This is a genomic window from Geodermatophilus marinus (assembly GCF_003428645.1).
Taxonomy (GTDB): Bacteria; Actinomycetota; Actinomycetes; order Mycobacteriales; family Geodermatophilaceae; genus Geodermatophilus.
Genome location: NZ_QVQH01000007.1, coordinates 23914 through 41289, shown reverse-complemented (window position 1 = coordinate 41289; position 17376 = coordinate 23914). Strand labels below are relative to the sequence as shown.

Sequence of the window (17376 nt, the reverse complement as noted above, 5' to 3'; positions counted from 1 at the left end):
CGCCGGTGGCCGGGTGCGCACTCACCCCTCCGCCTAGGATCGCGCTCCGTGGGGCAGCCGGGAGCACAGCAGGACGCCGCAGCGCTCGTGCGCCGCTACTGGGACGGGCTGTGGAACCGCCGGGACCTCGGGGTGATCGACGAGCTGATCGCCGAGCCCTACGTGCGGCACTCCTCGGCCGGCACCCGGGCGCTGTCCCGCGCCCAGTTCCGCCGGGAGGTCAGCGACTCCTGGCAGCTGCTGCACGACGCGGCGACCACCGTGGACGACCAGGTGGCCGCCGGCGACCGGGTGTGGACCCGCGCCACCACGACCGGTGTCAACCTCGACACCGGCGAGACCTCCGTCGTCACCTGGCTGGTGGTGCACCGGGTGGCCGACGGCCGGATCGCCGAGTCCTGGAGCGCGACGCTGCCGGGCGTGGACTGGCGGCCGCGCTGACCTACCCGAGGTCGCGCAGCCGCTGCGCGTCGGCGACCCGGCGGCGGCTGCGGACGGCGAACAGCAGCACGACGAGGACGACGCCGGCGCCCATGCCCAGCAGGGTCCAGCGCAGCCCCGCGGCGTCGGCGAGCAGCCCCAGCGGCAGGGCCGCGATGCCGAAGGCGCCGAAGCTGAGCATCACCAGCCCCTGCACGCGGCCCTGGTACTCCAGGTCCGACAGCGCCAGCAGCTGCGACTGGTTGGTGGTCTGGAAGGCCAGCATCCCGGCGCCGACGAGCAGCAGGGCGACGACCGCGAGCGCGGCCGAGGGCACGAACGCCAGCGCGACGAGCGCCAGGCCGAAGACCGCGCCGGAGCCCACGAGCAGCCGCGTCTCGTGCGACCGGGACGACCGCCGGCCCAGCACCAGGCCGGCGGCGACGCCGCCGACCGCCGAGGTCGCCGACAGCACGCCGTAGCCGGCCGAGCCGAGGCCGAACAGGTCGGCGGCGATGGTCGGCATGAACGCCAGGTAGGGCATCCCCAGCATCGTGACGCCGATGCCGCACAGCACCAGCGCGCCCAGCGTCGGGTGCCGCCGCACGTAGCGGACCCCGTCGACCAGCTCACCCAGCGGCGAGCGGTTCGAGGGCTCCCCGCGCCGCCGGCCGGGGGGCAGCGCCCCGGTGAGCAGCAGGCCGACGGCGGCCAGGCCGGCGCTGGCGAGGAACACCGCCGCCGTACCCCAGGCGGCCGCGCCGATGACCACGCCGGCCAGCGCGGGCCCCACCACCCGGCTGGCCTCGGTGTTGACCAGCAGCAGCGAGACCGCCTGGGGCACCGACCCGCGGGGCACCAGCTCGCCGAGGAAGGCCATGCGCGCCGGGTTGAACAGCGCGAACCCGATCGCCTGCAGGACCCCGGCGACCAGCAGCATCCAGTACTGGACGACGTCGAGCAGCACCGCGACGCCGATCCAGGCGCTGGAGCCGGCGAGCACGAGCACCGACAGCTGCAGCACCAGCCGCTTGGGCAACCGGTCGGCGGCGACCCCGCCCCAGGGGGTGGCGATGAGCAGCGCCACCCCGAAGGAGAGCAGCACGCCGCCGAGCGCCGCGTTGGACCCGGTGAGCCGGTAGGCCAGCCACGAGCGGGCGATGGCCTGCCCCATGACGCCGAGGAAGATCGCGGCGGCGTTGAGGTAGAGCACCAGGTAGCCGGGGGTGCGCAGCAGGCCGAGCGCGCCGAGCGGCGGCGGGTTCCCGGGCCCCGCCGTCCCGGTGCCCGGAGCGGTCTCCGCGCTCACGCCGGCCCCCGGCCCGCGGGAGGGGTCAGCGCCCCCGCCAGACCGGGGCGCGCTTCTCGGCGAACGCGGTGGCGCCCTCGCGGGCGTCCTCGCTGGCGAACACCGGGCCGACCAGCTCGCCCTGCCGGGCCCACCGCTCCTCGGCCGGCCAGTCGCGGGCGCCGCGGGCCACGGCCTTGGTGGCCGCCACCGCCAGCGGCCCGTTGGCGGCGATGGTGGCGGCCAGCTCCCGCGCCCCCTCCAGCGCCCCGCCCTCGGCGGTGACCCGGTTGACCAGCCCCATCGCCGCCGCCCGGTGGGCGTCCACGGGGTCGCCGGTGAGCAGCAGCTCCAGCGCCAGGTTGGTGGGCACCCGGGACGGCAGCGCCAGCGCCGCCCCGCCGGCGGCGACCAGCGAGCGCTTGACCTCCGGCACCCCGAAGCGCGCCGTCCCGGCGGCGACGACCAGGTCGCAGGCGAGCACCAGCTCGAAGCCGCCGGCCAGCGCCCAGCCCTCCACCGCCGCGATCAGCGGCTTGCGCGGCGGGGCCTGGGTGATGCCGCACAGCCCCCGGCCCTCGATCGCCGGGGTCTCGCCGCGCAGGAAGGCCTTGAGGTCCATGCCCGAGGAGAACGTGCCCCCGGCGCCGGTGAGGACGCCGACCCGCAGCTCGTCCGAGGCGTCGAGCTCGTCGACGGCCGCCGCGACGCCCTCGGCCACCGCGCGGTCCAGGGCGTTGCGCGCCTCCGGACGGTTGATCGTGATCACCATGACGCCGTCGCGCCGTTCGACGCGCACCTCGTCCGCCACCGGGTCTCCTCCCGCGTCCGTCGTCCGTGTCAGGCCTGGGTGACCGCGCCGGCGGCCAGCAGGTCGTCGATCTCGCCGGCCCCGAGGCCCCAGGCCGCGAGCGCCGCCCGGGTGTCCTGGCCCGCCGCCCGCGGCTCGCCCCGCACCGCCGCCGGCGTGCGCGAGAACCGCGGGGCCGGCGCCGGCTCCGGGTGCCCGCCCCGGTCGACGAAGGTGCCGCGGGCGGCCAGGTGCGGGTGGGCGGGCGCCTCGGTCAGCGACAGCACCGGGGTCACGCAGGCGTCGGTGCCGGCGAAGTGCGCGGCCCACTCGTCGCGGCTGCGCGTGGCGAACACCGCGCCGATCCGGGCCCGCTGCTGCGGCCAGCGGGCGAGGTCCATCTGCGCGCCGTGCTCGTGCGGGTCGAGGTCGAGCCCGGCGAGCAGCGTGGCGTGGAACTGCGGCTCCAGCGCGCCGACGGCGACGTGCCGGCCGTCGGCGCACGGGTAGGTGTCGTAGAAGGGGGCGCCGCCGTCGAGCAGGTTGGCCGCGCGGCGGTCCTGCCAGAGGCCGGCGGCGAGCATGCCGTGCACCATGGTCACCAGGGAGCTCGCGCCGTCCACCATCGCCGCGTCGACCACCTGGCCGCGCCCGCTGGTCGCCCGCTCCAGCAGGGCGGCGAGCACGCCGACCAGCAGGAACATCGAGCCCCCGCCGAAGTCGGCGCCGATGTTGAGCGGCGCCACCGGCTTCTCGGCCGGGCCGATGGCGTGCAGCGCGCCGGTCAGCCCCAGGTAGTTGATGTCGTGCCCGGCCCGGTCGGCCAGCGGCCCGTCCTGGCCCCACCCGGTCATGCGGGCGTAGACCAGCCGCGGGTTGCGCTCGGCGCAGGCGTCGGGCCCGAGGCCCAGCCGCTCGGTGACGCCCGGCCGCAGCCCCTCGACCAGCACGTCGGCGGCCTCGACCAGGCGCAGGACGACGTCCCGGCCGGCCGGCGTCTTCAGGTCGACCGCCACGGAGGGGCGGCTGCGGTGCAGCGCCTCCTTGGCCGGGTGCACGAACTGCGTGCCGCCGCCGGGGCGGTCGACGCGGACCACGTCGGCGCCCAGCTCGGCCAGCAGCATGCAGGCGTAGGGCGCGGGGCCGATGCCGGCGAGCTCGACGACGCGGGTGCCCGCGAGCGGGCCGGAGGGCGGCTGCACGGCCGCCAACCTAGCAACGGGTGACCTGGCGCACCGCCCGCCCGCCCCCTACGTTCGGGTCGGTGAGCGGACAGGGGCGCGAGCACCGCAGCGAGGGACGAGCGAGGAGCGGAGCGTCCCGCGGGAGCGAGCGGTGACAGCGGCCGGGGAACGGTGGTTCGAGGACTACGCGCCGGGGACGACGACCGAGCACGGCCCGCTGCGGGTCGGGGCCGACGACGTCGTGGACTTCGGCCGCCGGTTCGACCCGCAGCCCTTCCACGTCGACCCGGAGGCCGCGGCCGCCGGGCCGTTCGGCGGGCTGATCGCCAGCGGCTGGCACACCTGCGCGCTGATGATGCGGCTGTTCGCCGACGAGTACCTCTCCCCCGTCTCCAGCCTCGGCTCGCCGGGCGTCGACGAGCTGCGCTGGCGCGCGCCGGTGCGGCCGGGTGACGAGCTCACCCTGCGGACGACGGTCGAGGAGGCCCGGCTCTCCCGCAGCAAGCCCGACCGCGGCCTGCTGCGCACCCGCGTGGAGCTGGCCAACGGCGCGGGGGACGTCGTCCTGTCGATGGTGGCGATGAACCTCGTCCGCACCCGCCCGACCGGCTGAGGAGGAGCGATGCCCTGGCCCGGCGCGTTCGCGCGCACCGCCCCCGACCGGCCGGCCCTGGTGATGGCCGGCTCCGGCGCCACGCTCACCTACGCCGAGCTGGAGGAGCGGTCGACCCGGCTGGCCTCGTGGCTGCGGGCGCAGGGCCTGCGGCCCGGCGACGTCGTGGCGCTGCTCACCGACAACCGGCTGGAGGTCTCGGAGGTCTACTGGGCCTGCCAGCGCGCCGGGCTCTACGTCACGGCGGTGAACTGGCACCTCGCCCCGGCCGAGGCCACCTACGTCGTCGCCGACAGCGGCGCCCGGGTGCTGGTGGCCGCCGCGACGCTGGCCCCGCTGGCGCGGCACCTGCGGGCCGCCGTCCCGGCTCTCGAGGCCGCGCTCTCCGTCGGCGGGCCGGTCGAGGGCTTCACCGGGTACGCCGACGCGCTGGCCGCCGGCGACCCCGTCCCGCCGGCCGACCAGCCACGCGGCGCCGACCTGCTCTACAGCTCCGGCACGACCGGCCGGCCCAAGGGCATCCGGCCGCCGCTGCCCGACCGGCAGGTCACCGAGCCCGGCGACAGCATCGCTGCGGTGTTCGGCACCCGCTACGGCTTCGGGGAGGACACCGTCTACCTCTCCCCGGCCCCGGCCTACCACGCGGCGCCGCTGCGGTTCATCGGCGCGGTGCAGGCGACCGGCGGCAGCGTCGTGATGATGGAGGCCTTCGACGCCGAGGCCGCGCTGGCCGCGATCGAGCGGTACGGCGTCACCCACGGGCAGTTCGTCCCGACGATGTTCGTCCGGATGCTCAAGCTGCCGCCGGAGGTGCGGGGCCGCCACGACGTGTCCAGCCTGCGGGTCGCCGTCCACGCGGCCGCGCCGTGCCCGCCCGACGTCAAGCGGGCGATGATCGACTGGTGGGGGCCGGTGCTCGAGGAGTACTACGCCTCCACCGAGAGCGCCGGGGTCACGATGGTGGGCAGCGCGGAGTGGCTGGCGCACCCGGGCACCGTGGGCCGGGACGGCTTCCTCGGCACCGTGCACGTCGTCGGCGACGACGGCCGGGAGCTGCCGCCCGGCGAGGTTGGCGTCATCTACTTCGAGCGCGAGGCCATGCCCTTCGCCTACCTCGGCGACCCCGAGCGGACCGCGCAGGCCCAGCACCTCGACCACCCGACCTGGTCCACCGTCGGCGACATGGGCTACCTCGACGAGGACCGCTGGCTGTACCTCACCGACCGGCAGTCCAACATGATCATCTCGGGTGGGGTGAACGTGTACCCGCGGGAGGCCGAGGACGTGCTGGCCCTGCACCCCGCCGTGCACGACGTCGCGGTGATCGGGGTGCCGGACGAGGAGATGGGCGAGTCGGTGCTCGCGCTGGTGCAGCCGGCCCCGGGCACCGGCACCGCCGGGCTGGCCGACGAGCTGGTCTCCTACACCCGGCAGCGGCTGTCGCACTTCAAGTGCCCGAGCCGGGTCGAGTTCGTCGACGAGCTGCCCCGCACCCCCACGGGCAAGCTGCAGAAGCACCTGCTCCGCCGGCGGTACGCGGCGACGGAGGACGCGGGCCGACGGCCCTGACGGCGGGCCCGGGGGCGCCCTGAGCACGACGCTGCGCCTGACCCGATCAGGTCAGCCGCCCGGCGGCAGGGCTCCAGGACCTCGCCCGGGTGGCCGACCACGTCGGGGTGGAACGACCCGGCCGAGGACAGCACGTGATCATCACCGCCAGGACGACCAGGGCGGCGGGCGAGGGGCAGGTGTTCCGCGAGGTGGCCCGCGTCCTCGACCGGCGGTCGGCCTTCGAGCACCCACCGGTCGACCTCACCGTGTCGGACGGGGTGGCGCTGGGGATTGCCTGCCTCTTCCGCAACGCGGCGACCTCGGGCCGGGTGCTCGACCGCTTCCACACGTACGGCTCCGTCGACGCCCACGCGCTGATCGCCGCGGCGAGGCTGGAGCAGGGGTTCGCGTCCCCAGAGGGCTACGCGGCCCTGCGCTGCCTGGTTCTGTGGGCGCAGGCCAGGATGCGTGCCGCCGGCCCGGGCCGCTGATCACCGGTCGCGCGGGCCGTCGGACCCTGACGGGGACCGGGCGGCGTCCCGGACCCTCGGAGCATGACGCGTCGGCGGCGGACCCCGTGACCAGGACGGCGGACCCCCGCACCCGCGCCCGGCCGGCCGGGGCCGCACCGACGACGGCCGACGACGTCCGCCAGGTGCTCGTCGCGGTCGCCGTCTACTCCCTCCTCACCGGACTGGCCTACCGGCGGCCGGCGGCCGGGCGGCGGGCCCTCGGCGTCTTCTTCGCCCTCACGGGCCTGGTCTGGAACGGGGTCACCACCGTGACCGCCCCCGAGCAGTACCCGGCGCTCGCCCGGCGCGCCCCCTGGGGCTGGTACCGGCGCGCCGGGCTGGCCTTGACCGGCCCCGCCCCGCGGGCGTTCGGCGTGGCCATGACCGCGGGCGAGACGGTGGTGGCCGCCGCCGTCCTGGGACGCGACCCGGCCGCCCGGCTCGGCCTCCTGGCCGTGGCGGCCTTCGCCCTCGGTACCACGCCGCTGGGCCCCTACACGCTGGGGAACCCGGTCCTGGCGGCCGGGGCCCTGCACCTGGCCCGCCACCGGTGGCCGACGGCCGCCTTCGGCTGTCGCCACGACGCCGGGCCGGCGGGTCCGAGTGCCCGCGGCGCGGGGCCGTGCCGGGCGCGGCCGGCCGCTGGATGACCGGGTCCACCAGGTGGTGACGTCCCGGCCGGGACCGGCTACGCCGGGTCGCCGCCCGCAGCCGCGTCCTGGGCCACGTTCGGCGCCGCGGGGGCCCGGCCGCCGCGCTGCACCGGGGGGACGGGTGGCCGGGGCAGCGCTCCGGGGTCGGCGCGGCCCCACTCGGCCTCGACGTCGGCCAGCAGCGCCTCGAGGTAGGCGCGCAGCTGGGTGCGGCAGGCCTGCCCGAAGGCCTTCAGGTAGGCCACCTGCTCCTCGAGCTCCTGCGTCGAGCGCTGCGGGCTGCCGGCATCCGGCGGTCGCTCACCGGCGGTCATCCGGGCCGCGGCCTCCTGGGCCGCCTCGATGATGGCGCCGGCGTTCTCCTTGGCCCGCCGGACCTGCTCCTCGTACTGGGCGCGGGCGTCGGCGGTGATCTGCCGGCTGAAGTCCTCGGCCTCGGCGACGTAGCTGTCGGCGGTCTGCTGCGCGGTGGCCAGGATGCGCACGGCCTGGTCGCTCGGGGCCTCCGGCGCGACCGTCCCGGCCACCTGCTCCTGCAGCGCGCGGACCCGGTCGCGCAGCTCGGCCTTGTCGGCGTGCAGCCGGGCCATCTCCTCGGCCACCCGGTCGAGGAAGCGGTCGACGTCGGCCTCGACGTACCCCGGTCGCAGCATCGCGGCGCGCGCGAACTGCACGCTGCGGATCTCGCCGGGGCTCAGCCGCCGGTCTTCCCCCTGGGGCGGGTGGATGCTCATCCGGTCACCTCTCCGTCCAGGCTGGGTCCCAGCCGGCTGGGCGCGAACACCTCGCTGCGGATGCGGTCGGGCCGGACACCGTCGGCGAGCAGCCGCTTCGTGGTGTCCTCCACCATGGGGGCCGGCCCGGCCACGTAGACGTCCCGGCTGTTCCACGGCCCGTGCCGCGCGACGACCTCGCCCACGTCGCCCTGCTCGAGCGGCGAGAGCTCGTCCCCGGAGACCGCGAACGTCACGGTCAGCCAGCCGTGCTCGGCCGCCAGCCGCTCGAGGGCGGCCCGGTCGTAGATCCGCTCCTCGGTGCGGGAGCCGACGAAGAGGTCGACCCGCCGTGGCGGACCGGCGCGGGCGACGTGGTCGACCAGTGCCTTGAGCGGGGCCAGGCCCGTCCCGCCGGCGACCAGGAGGAGGTCGCGGTCGGAGTCCGCGTCGAAGGCGAGGTGACCGACCGGGGGGCCCAGGCGCACGACGTCCCCCGCACCGATCCGGCGGACCAGGGCGGCGCCGACCGGGCCGCCGTCGTAGGCACGGACGTGGAGCTCGACGAGCCCGTCGGGGCGCGGCGCGTTGGCCGGCGAGTAGTACCGCCACAGCTTGGGCCGGACGTCGGTCTCCAGCGACACCGACTGCCCCGCCGCATAGGGGAACTCCGGTTTCGGGTGCAGCCACAGCACCGCGGTGTCGACGCCGCGACGCTCGTGCGCGACCACCTCGGCGTCCCACCACGGCGGCTGGCCCGACGCCGCCTCGGCCGCCTCGATCATCACCTGGGCGACCAGCCCGTAGGCCTCCGTCCAGCTCTGCTCGAGCGCGGCGTCCCACCGGTCGTCGAAGTGCCGCAGCGTGGCGATCAGGCTGGCCCCCACCGCCGGGTAGTGGCCGGCGACGGTGCCGAACTTGCGGTGGTCCCGCCCGAGGGCCTGGAGGATCGGCACGAGCCGGTCGAGGTCGTCGACGTAGGCCGCGACGTCGCTTAGGGCCTGGAACAACCGGTCCCGCTGGTGCGCCATGGACACGGGGAAGAGCTGCCGGGTCTCCGGGTGGCTGAGGAAGAGGTGGGAGTAGAAGAACAGCGGCGCCTCGTCCCCGGCGGCTGCCGCCTTGGCGAAGCTGGCCCGCATGGCGGGGATGTCCATCAGCACCTCCGTCCCCCGTGCCGCTCGACGCGCGTCGGCCCCGTGCTCGACGCCGGAGCCGGTTCCGACTCGACCCGACCGTATCGATCGGTCGGCCGGCCCGCGATCCTGAGCCCCTCCGCCCCGGATCACCCGGCCGTGCGAACGGCGCGGAGCAGGCGGTCCCGGGCGCCGGCCAGCGAGGGCCCGTACCAGGTCAGGTCGCGGCCGGGGACCAGCGCGCAGCGGGTGCCGGGGAACGCCTCCGGGCCGTCGTCCGCGGTGAACAGGTAGGGCTCGTCGGGGAGGACGACGACGTCCGGGCCGGCCACCGCGACCTCCTCGACCGAGACCTTCGGGTAGCGGTCCTCCCCGGCGTCGAAGGCGTTGACCAAGCCGAGCCGCGCCAGCACGTCACCGGTGAAGGTGCGCGGGCCGACCACCATCCAGGGGTCCCGCCAGACCGGGACGGCGACCCGCAGCGGCGGGCCCGGCACGGGGGCCGCCCACGAGGCCGCGGCGGCGGTCAACCAGCCCGGCTCACCGACGTCGAGGACTTCCCCGAACAGCCGGCGCAGCGAGGCCAGGGCCTCGGCCACCGACTCGATGACGGTCACCCACACCGGGACCCCGGCCGCCCGCAACCGGTCGACGTCGAGGCGCCGGTTCTCCTCCCGGTTGGCGACCACCAGGTCGGGGGCCAGCGCCTCGATCGCCGCCCGGTCGGGGTTCTTGGTGCCCCGCACCCGCGGCACGTCGAGGCCGGCCGGGTGGGTGCACCAGTCGGTGGCACCCACCAGCCGGTCCGGGACCGTCTCCGCGAGGGCCTCGGTCAGCGAGGGCACCAGCGACACGACCCGCCGCGGCGGCCGCGGCAGGTCCACCGCCGTCCCGAGGTCGTCGGTCAGCACCCGGGCCAGCCCCTCGCGTGCCGCTGCGGCCCCCTCCCGGGGCCCGCGCCGAGCGTGCGAGGCGTGGGGAGGAGGGGGTCCTTCTCGGGGGGCACGGGGGTCCTCACACGTTGCGGCGGTACTGGCCGCCCACCTCGAAGAAGGCGTCGGAGATCTGCCCCAGCGAGCAGGCCCGGACGGCGTCCATCAGGGCGGCGAAGACGTTGCCGCCGTCCATGGCGACCTGCTGGAGGCGGGCCAGCGCCGCGGGCGCCTCGTCGGCGTGCCGGGCGTGGAAGTCGGCCAGCCGCTGCAGCTGCGACTGCTTCTCCGCCTCGGTGGCGCGGGCGAGCTCGAGCGTCTTCGGGGCCTCCTCGCCGGCGTGCGGGTCGAGGAAGGTGTTCACGCCGACGATCGGCAGGCTGCCGTCGTGCTTGCGGTGCTCGTAGAGCATCGACTCGTCCTGGATCTTGCCGCGCTGGTAGCCGGTCTCCATGGCGCCCAGCACGCCGCCGCGCTCGGCGATGCGGTCGAACTCGGCCAGCACCGCCTCCTCGACCAGGTCGGTGAGCTCGTCGACGACGAACGAGCCCTGCAGCGGGTTCTCGTTGCCGGCCAGCCCCCACTCCTTGTCGATGATCATCTGGATGGCCAGCGCCCGGCGCACCGAGTGCGTCGAGGGGGTGGTCACCGCCTCGTCGTAGGCGTTGGTGTGCAGGCTGTTGGCGTTGTCGTAGATGGCGCACAGCGCCTGCAGCGTGGTGCGGATGTCGTTGAAGTCCATCTCCTGGGCGTGCAGGGAGCGGCCCGAGGTCTGCACGTGGTACTTCAGCTGCTGCGAGCGGGCGTTGGCGCCGTACTTCTCGCGCATGGCGACGGCCCAGATGCGGCGGGCCACCCGGCCGATCACCGAGTACTCGGCGTCCATGCCGTTGGAGAAGAAGAACGACAGGTTCGGCGCGAAGTCGTCGATGTCCATGCCGCGGGCCAGGTAGGACTCCACGTAGGTGAAGCCGTTGGCCAGCGTGAACGCCAGCTGGCTGATCGGGTTCGCCCCGGCCTCGGCGATGTGGTAGCCGGAGATCGACACCGAGTAGAAGTTCCGGACGCCGTGCTCGATGAACCACTCCTGGATGTCGGCCATGCAGCGCAGCGCGAACTCGGTGGAGAAGATGCAGGTGTTCTGGCCCTGGTCCTCCTTGAGGATGTCGGCCTGCACCGTGCCCCGGACGGTCGTCAGCACCCGGGCGCGGATCTCCTCGGCCTCGGCGGCGTCGGGCTCCCGGCCCTCGTCCTCCCGGAACCGGTCGAGCTGCTGGTCGATCGCGGTGTTGAGGAACATCGCCAGGATCGCCGGCGCCGGGCCGTTGATGGTCATCGACACCGACGTGGTCGGGCTGCACAGGTCGAAACCGGAGTAGAGGACCTCCATGTCGTCGAGCGTGGCGATCGAGACCCCCGACGTGCCGACCTTGCCGTAGACGTCCGGGCGCGGGTCGGGGTCGCGCCCGTAGAGGGTGACCGAGTCGAACGCCGTCGACAGCCGGGTGGCCTCGTTGCCGGCGGAGAGGAGCTTGAACCGGCGGTTGGTGCGGAACGCGTCGCCCTCGCCGGCGAACATCCGGGCCGGGGCCTCGCCGGAGCGCTTGAACGGGAAGACCCCGGCGGTGAACGGGAAGGCGCCGGGCAGGTTCTCCCGCCGCAGGAAGCCCAGCAGCTCCGCCTCATCCCTCGTGCGCGGCAGCGCCACCCGGCGCACCTTGGTGCCCGACAGCGTCTCCCGGGTCAGCGGGACGTGGATCTCCCGCCCGCGCACGGTGTAGACGTGCTCGTCGCCGGAGTAGTCCTGGACGCGGGCCGGCCACTCCTCCAGCAGCGCGCGGACTCCCGGTGACAGCTCGGCGTCGGCGGCCTCCGCCGCCGCGGCGGCGGCCTCGGACGGCTCCCCCTCGAGCACCTCGGCGGCGGTGCGCAGGTGCTGGCGCCGGCGGACGACGGCCGCCTGCGCCTCGGTCTCGGCGTGGTAGGCGCGCACCGCCTCGGAGATCTCGGCCAGGTACCGGGAGCGCTGCGAGGGCACCACGCTGGCCAGCCCGGTGGAGGTGCGGGTGTCGACCCGCGGCAGGACGCCGGTGCCGGCTGGCAGCCCCTGCTCGGTGAGCAGCCCGAGCAGGTGGTGGTAGAGCGCGGTGACCCCGTCGTCGTTGAACCGGGCGGCGCTGGTGCCGAAGACCGGCATCTCCTCCCAGGGCTGCCCGAACGCCTCGCGGTTGCGCACCATCTGCCGGGCGACGTCCCGGCGGGCGTCCTCGGCACCGCGCCGCTCGAACTTGTTGACCGCGACCGCGTCGGCGAAGTCGAGCATGTCGATCTTCTCCAGCTGCGAGGCGGCACCGAACTCCGGCGTCATCACGTACAGCGACACGTCGGAGAACGGCACGATGCCGGCGTCGCCCTGCCCGATGCCCGGCGTCTCCACGATGACGAGGTCGAAGCCGGCGGCCTTCACCGCGGCGAGGACGTCCTCGAGGTGCGCAGGCGTCTCCGCGCCGGCCGAGCGGGTGGCCATCGACCGGAAGAAGGTGTGCGACCCCTCGCCGGTCTCCAGCGCGTTCATCCGGATCCGGTCGCCGAGCAGCGCGCCCCCGCCGCGGCGGCGGGTCGGGTCGATCGCCAGGACGGCGACCCGCAGCTTGTCCTCCTGGTCGGTCCGCAGCCGGCGCAGCAGCTCGTCGGTGAGCGAGGACTTGCCCGACCCGCCGGTGCCGGTGATGCCCAGCACCGGCACGGTCCGGCCGGCGGCGGCCTCGCGCACCCGGGCGGCGAGCTCCTCGTCGCGGCCGGTCTCCAGCACCGAGATCGTGCGGGCCAGCGCCGCCGGGTCGCCGGTGCGCAGGGCGTCGACGTCCGGACCCTGCGCGGCCAGGTCGACGTCGCACTCCCGGATCAGCTCGTTGATCATCCCGGGCAGGCCGAGCCGCTGGCCGTCCTCGGGGCTGAAGATGCGCACGCCGCGCTCGCGCAGCAGCGCGATCTCCTCGGGCACGATCACCCCGCCGCCGCCCCCGAAGACCTTGACGTGGCCGGCGCCGGCCTGCGCCAGCCGCTCGACCAGGTAGCTGAAGTACTCGACGTGGCCGCCCTGGTAGGAGGAGATGGCCACCCCCTGCACGTCCTCCTCCAGCGCGGCGCGGACGACGGTGTCCACGCTGCGGTCGTGCCCGAGGTGCACCACCTCCGCACCCTGGCTCTGCAGCAGCCGCCGCATCACGTTGATGGCCGCGTCGTGCCCGTCGAACAGGCTGGCCGCGGTGACGAACCGGACGGGGTGGACGGGGACGTGCAGGTCGGCGGGCATGCCGCTCCTCGGGGTCGGACGCCGCGGCGCCGTCGGGCCGAACTGTTCGGACGTCCTACTATCCCAGGGCGCGTCCGCCCCGTCCACGCCGCGCCTGGAACACCCTTCCGGCTTCCTACGTCTCTGAGTGCACCGGCACTCAGAGCCGTAGGAAGCCGCGCGGAACGCAGCGGACCGGCCGCGAGCGCCCCCGGCCGCGAGCGCCCCCGGCCGCGAGCCGTCCCCGGCCGCGAGCCGCCCCCGGCCCGTACGCCGGGCACCCGCCCCGAGGGGTCAGGAGGTGGCGTGCACCGGATCGGCCGCGCCGGGCCGGCCGGTGCCCCCGGCCTCCTCGGCCCCGATCGCCCGGACCCAGACCAGGGTCAGCGTGCGCAGCAGCGCCTCGCGGTCGAACTCCTTGCCGAGGTTGAGCCACACGTAGCAGGTGTGGTCGACCATCGCGCCGAGCACCTCGGCGGTGAGCACCGGGTCCAGGGACCGGTCGGCGACGCCGGACTCCTGCTGGTGGGCGATGCCGCGGGCGGCCCGCTCGACGAAGGCCTCGCGGACCTGCAGCCGCAGGTGCTTGAGCTCCGGGGTGAAGGTGCCCACCTGCTCGATGAGGGCGATGATCCGCGCCCGGGGCTGGTAGGCGTCGACGAAGCGCTCCATCGCCGCGTGGGCCCGCTCGTACGGCGTGCCCGCGTGCGGGCCGGCGGCCTGGAGGGCCTCGAGCAGCTCGGCCACGACCGCCCGGGCCACGGCCTGGAACACCGCGTCCTTCGAGTCGAAGTAGGTGTAGAAGGTCCCCTGCGCGACCCGGGCCTCGCCCACGATGTCCGCCACGCGGGTGTCGAGGAACCCCCGGCGCTCGAACACGCGACGGGCTGCGTCGAGGAGCTCGGCCTTGCGGGCCCGGCCCTTGCCGGTCAGCGGCCCGGCGTCGCGGCGCTCCTGCTGCGCCGGGCCCGGCACGGTCACGATCCCTGCGGCTGGCTGCGCGCCCACGACCCCTCCCTCGATCGGGAACCGGCTCGCGCGGCCGCGTACCTCCCGGTCCGACCCGGCGCCGACCGGTTCGCTCTCGACGTCACGGTACGAGCGGAGGAGCCGGCGCACCCCCGGTCGGTCGCTGCCGACGGTCACCGCCGCGGCCGCGCGGCAGCCGGGAGGAGTCGGGTGTGCGTCACGCCACCCCGCCGAGCGCGGGGCCGTCGAGCACGGCCGCGGCGAGCCGCTCGGCGGCCGCGGCGCGGCCGCCGAGCAGTGCGGCGTCCCCGACGGCGCGCTTGTAGTACAGGTGGGTGGGGTGCTCCCAGGTGAAGCCGATGCCGCCGTGCACCTGGACGGTGTTCTTCGCGACGCGCAGGTAGGCCTCGGCCGTGACCGTCGTGGCCAGGTCGGCGGCGACCCGGGGGTCGTCCGTGCCCGCGTCCTGCGCCCAGGCGGCGTGGTAGGCGACCGACCGGGCGTGCTCGACGTCGACCAGCATGTCCGCGCAGCGGTGCTTGACCGCCTGGAAGGAGCCGATCGCCCGGCCGAACTGCAGCCGGGTCCTGGCGTACTCCACCGACATGTCCAGCAGCCGCTGGGCGCCGCCGACCGCCTCGGCGGCCAGGACGACGGCGGCGACGTCGCGCGCCCCGGCGACCGCGGTGGCGGCCTGCCCGGGCTCCCCCACCGCCCGCGCGGGGACGTCGGCGTAGCGCAGCCGCGCCAGCCGGCGGGTCAGGTCCAGCACCGACAGGGGTTCGCGGGTGAGGCCGTCGGCCGCCCCGTCGACGGCGAACAGGCCGGTGCCGGTCTCCGTGGTGGCGAGCACCAGCACGGCGTCCGCGGCGGCGCCGTCGAGCACGTGCGCCTGCTCGCCGGTCAGCCGCCAGCCGGAGTCGGTGCGGGTGGCCCGCACGGTCGGCTGGGCCGGTGCCCACGCGCCGCGGTCGTCCGTGGCGGCGAGCGCGACGACGGCCTCGCCCTCGGCGATCGCCGGCAGCAGCTCCTCGGCGGTGCCGTCGTCGCCGGCCAGCCGCAGCGCCGTCGCCGCCAGCGCGACCGTGCCGACCAACGGTGCCGGGGCGACGGCCCGGCCGAACTCCTCGGCGACCAGCGCGAGGTCGACCAGGCCGGCGCCGGCCCCGCCGAGCTCCTCGGGCAGCGCCAGGCCGAGCAGCCCGACGTCGCGGCCCAGCCGGCGCCAGACCTCCCGGTCGAAGCCGTCGGGGGTCTCCACCAGCCGGCGCACCTCGGGCCCGGCGAACCGCTCGGTGCAGAACTCCCGGGCGACCGCGCGCAGGTCGCGCTGCTCGGGGGTGAACTCGAACTCGACCATCAGAAGGTCCCTCCGTCGACGACGATCCGCTGGTCGTTCACGTAGCCGCCCTCGGGCCCGACGAGGAACCGCACCACCCGGGCGACGTCCTCGGGGGCGCAGACCCGGCCGAACGGCGAGGAGGTGTCGAGCTCGTGGATGTCCTCGACGCTGCGGGTGGCGCGGGCCAGCCGGCGGCCCATCTCGGTGTCGGTGAGCCCGGGGGCGACGACGTTGACGCGCACGCCGGCGCGGCGCTCCTCGCGGGCCAGGGTGTGCGCGAGCGCCTCGACCGCCGCCTTGCCCATGGCGTACGGGGCACCGCCCGGTGTCCAGGTGGAGGCGGCGATGCTGCTGATGAACACGACGTCGGAGCGGGGCTGCCGGCGCAGGTGCGGCAGCGCCGCCCGCACCAGCTGGTGCGGGCCGAGCGCGTGCACCGCCAGCACCCACGACAGCTCCTCGTGCGTCGTGGCCGCCACCGGGTTCCCGCGGCTGGCGACCCCGGCGTTGCTCACCAGCACGTCGAGCGCACCGAAGCGCTCGACGGCGGCCTGGACCGCCCGCTCCGAGGAGGCGGGGTCCTCGACGTGCGCCTCGACGGCGTGCGCCCGGGCGCCCTCGCCGGTCAGCTCGTCGACCAGCGCGGCCGCGGCGTCGGCGTCCCGCCGGTAGGTCAGGACGACGGCGGCGCCGGCCAGCGCCAGCTCGGTGCTGATCGCCGCGCCGATGCCCCGGCCGCCGCCGGTGACCAGGGCGACCCGCCCGGCCAGGGCCGCGCCGGCCCCCGCCTCAGCCACGCGGCACCTCGCTCCACGGCCGGCCGGTGTCGGCGCGCAGGTCGCCGGGCAGGCCGAGCAGCCGCTCGCCGAGGATGGTGCGCAGCACCTCGGAGGTGCCGCCCTCGATGGTGTTGGCCCGGCTGCGCAGGAACATCCGCTGCCGGTCCTCCCCCTCCACCGGCGGTGGCGAGCCGTCGGGGCGGGGCTCGTAGCCGCTGTAGAGGGTGGCCTCGACGCCGAGGGCGTCCATGCACCACTCGTGGACGTCCTGGTTGAGCTCGGCGCCGACGAGCTTGCCGATGCTGCCCTCGGGGCCGATCCGCTCGCCGGCCTCGGCCCGCTGGCGGTCGCCGGTGAGCCGGGCGGCGTCGGCCCGGGCGAACAGGTGCACCAGGCGCTCGCGCAGCGCCGGGGTGCGCAGGTCCGGGCGCTCGCGCCACAGCCGCAGCGCGGTGCCGATGCTGCCGCTGCCGCGGACGCTGCTGCCGCCGCCGATCGCCGTCCGCTCGTTCATCAGCGTGGTCATGGCGACGTGCCAGCCCTGGCCGACCTCGCCGAGGCGGTGGGCGTCGGGGATCCGCGCCTCCCGCAGGTACACCTCGTTGAACTCGGCCTCACCGGTCATCTGGCGCAGCGGGCGGACCTCGACGCCGGGGTCGGTCATGTCCAGCACGAAGTAGGTCAGCCCGCGGTGCTTGGGCTGGTCGGGGTCGGTGCGGGCCAGCAGCAGCGCGCGGCGGGCCTTGTGCGCGTTCGACGTCCACACCTTCTGGCCGGTGACCACCCAGGTGTCGCCGTCGCGCACGGCCCGGGTGGCCAGCCCGGCGAGGTCGGAGCCCGCGCCGGGCTCGCTGAACAGCTGGCACCAGATCTCGTCGCAGACGTAGTCGGGGCGCAGCAGCTGCGCGGCCAGCTCGCGGGAGGCGTGCGCCATCACCGTGGGGCCGGCCATGCCGTAGCCCATCGGGTTGAGCCAGAAGGGGTTGGGGCCGCCGGCGCCCTGCAGGATGCCGTCGGCGACGGCCTGGAGGCCGGGGGCGACGCCGAGGCCGCCGAAGCCCTCCGGGAAGTGCACCCAGGCCAGGCCGGCGTCGAAGCAGGCGCCGAGGAACGCCCGCTGCGGGGTGGTGGCAGGTGGGTGCTCGGCCACCACGCTCCGGGCGGTCTCGACGACGCGGTCGCGGTCGGTCACGGACACC

16 protein-coding genes are annotated in these 17376 nt (G+C 76.0%); 5 read left to right on the top strand and 11 right to left on the bottom strand.

Annotation, left to right across the window (positions count from 1 at the left end):
• The first annotated feature begins 48 nt into the window (after window positions 1-48).
• Complete coding sequence (locus D0Z06_RS09875) at window positions 49-441, top strand: ester cyclase (protein ID WP_158579928.1); 393 nt, start codon at window positions 49-51, stop codon at window positions 439-441.
• 1 nt (window position 442) lies between these two features.
• Here D0Z06_RS09875 and D0Z06_RS09870 read toward each other — a convergent pair whose 3' ends face one another.
• Genes D0Z06_RS09870 through D0Z06_RS09860 form a run of 3 tightly spaced genes read right to left on the bottom strand, consistent with a single transcriptional unit; the run spans window position 443 to window position 3700 of the window.
• Window positions 443-1729, bottom strand: a complete 1287-nt coding sequence (locus tag D0Z06_RS09870; RefSeq protein ID WP_117377206.1) for an MFS transporter — start codon at window positions 1727-1729, stop codon at window positions 443-445.
• Between the two features lie 25 nt (window positions 1730-1754).
• Window positions 1755-2519, bottom strand: a complete 765-nt coding sequence (locus D0Z06_RS09865) for a crotonase/enoyl-CoA hydratase family protein (RefSeq protein ID WP_117377205.1) — start codon at window positions 2517-2519, stop codon at window positions 1755-1757.
• A 29-nt stretch (window positions 2520-2548) separates the two neighbouring features.
• Entirely contained in the window at window positions 2549-3700 is a 1152-nt protein-coding gene (locus tag D0Z06_RS09860; RefSeq protein WP_117377204.1) for a CaiB/BaiF CoA transferase family protein, read from the bottom strand.
• A 133-nt stretch (window positions 3701-3833) separates the two neighbouring features.
• Here D0Z06_RS09860 and D0Z06_RS09850 point away from each other — a divergent pair, with 133 nt between their 5' ends.
• The 4 genes from D0Z06_RS09850 (at window position 3834) to D0Z06_RS09835 (ending at window position 7008) form a co-directional block, all read left to right on the top strand.
• Window positions 3834-4295: a MaoC family dehydratase gene (locus D0Z06_RS09850; protein ID WP_117377203.1), complete on the top strand. Its 462-nt coding sequence runs from the start codon at window positions 3834-3836 to the stop codon at window positions 4293-4295.
• A gap of 9 nt (window positions 4296-4304) precedes the next feature.
• The gene (locus D0Z06_RS09845; RefSeq protein WP_117377202.1) at window positions 4305-5864 is read left to right on the top strand and encodes an acyl-CoA synthetase; all 1560 of its coding nucleotides are present in this window, start codon (window positions 4305-4307) and stop codon (window positions 5862-5864) included.
• Between the two features lie 134 nt (window positions 5865-5998).
• Entirely contained in the window at window positions 5999-6337 is a 339-nt protein-coding gene (locus D0Z06_RS09840) for a hypothetical protein (RefSeq protein WP_117377201.1), read from the top strand.
• 86 nt (window positions 6338-6423) lie between these two features.
• Window positions 6424-7008 carry a hypothetical protein gene (locus D0Z06_RS09835; protein WP_117377200.1) on the top strand — a complete coding sequence of 195 codons (585 nt, stop codon included), beginning with the start codon at window positions 6424-6426 and terminating at the stop codon, window positions 7006-7008.
• Between the two features lie 38 nt (window positions 7009-7046).
• On the opposite strand, the gene D0Z06_RS09830 is transcribed toward D0Z06_RS09835, so the two are convergent.
• The 8 genes from D0Z06_RS09830 to D0Z06_RS09795 all read right to left on the bottom strand — a co-directional run bounded on the left by D0Z06_RS09830 (window position 7047) and on the right by D0Z06_RS09795 (window position 17369).
• Window positions 7047-7745 (bottom strand): DivIVA domain-containing protein, encoded by a 699-nt coding sequence (locus D0Z06_RS09830; protein ID WP_117377199.1) that lies wholly within the window; start codon window positions 7743-7745, stop codon window positions 7047-7049.
• Complete coding sequence (locus tag D0Z06_RS09825; RefSeq protein ID WP_117377371.1) at window positions 7742-8881, bottom strand: globin domain-containing protein; 1140 nt, start codon at window positions 8879-8881, stop codon at window positions 7742-7744. Before D0Z06_RS09825 ends, D0Z06_RS09830 begins: the two co-directional genes overlap by 4 nt.
• Before the next feature lie 128 nt (window positions 8882-9009).
• Entirely contained in the window at window positions 9010-9771 is a 762-nt protein-coding gene (locus D0Z06_RS09820) for a helical backbone metal receptor (RefSeq protein ID WP_117377198.1), read from the bottom strand.
• 103 nt (window positions 9772-9874) lie between these two features.
• Window positions 9875-13108, bottom strand: a complete 3234-nt coding sequence (gene icmF / locus D0Z06_RS09815) for a fused isobutyryl-CoA mutase/GTPase IcmF (RefSeq protein ID WP_117377197.1) — start codon at window positions 13106-13108, stop codon at window positions 9875-9877.
• Between the two features lie 273 nt (window positions 13109-13381).
• On the bottom strand, window positions 13382-14095 hold the full coding sequence (locus tag D0Z06_RS09810; RefSeq protein ID WP_117377370.1) for a TetR/AcrR family transcriptional regulator: 714 nt from the start codon (window positions 14093-14095) through the stop codon (window positions 13382-13384).
• 178 nt (window positions 14096-14273) lie between these two features.
• Window positions 14274-15416: an acyl-CoA dehydrogenase family protein gene (locus D0Z06_RS09805; RefSeq protein ID WP_117377196.1), complete on the bottom strand. Its 1143-nt coding sequence runs from the start codon at window positions 15414-15416 to the stop codon at window positions 14274-14276.
• Window positions 15416-16195, bottom strand: a complete 780-nt coding sequence (locus tag D0Z06_RS09800; protein WP_199522236.1) for an SDR family NAD(P)-dependent oxidoreductase — start codon at window positions 16193-16195, stop codon at window positions 15416-15418. The genes D0Z06_RS09805 and D0Z06_RS09800 overlap by 1 nt, the downstream gene beginning before the upstream one ends.
• Window positions 16188-17369: an acyl-CoA dehydrogenase family protein gene (locus D0Z06_RS09795; protein WP_233517578.1), complete on the bottom strand. Its 1182-nt coding sequence runs from the start codon at window positions 17367-17369 to the stop codon at window positions 16188-16190. Before D0Z06_RS09795 ends, D0Z06_RS09800 begins: the two co-directional genes overlap by 8 nt.
• Between the last annotated feature and the right edge of the window lie 7 nt (window positions 17370-17376).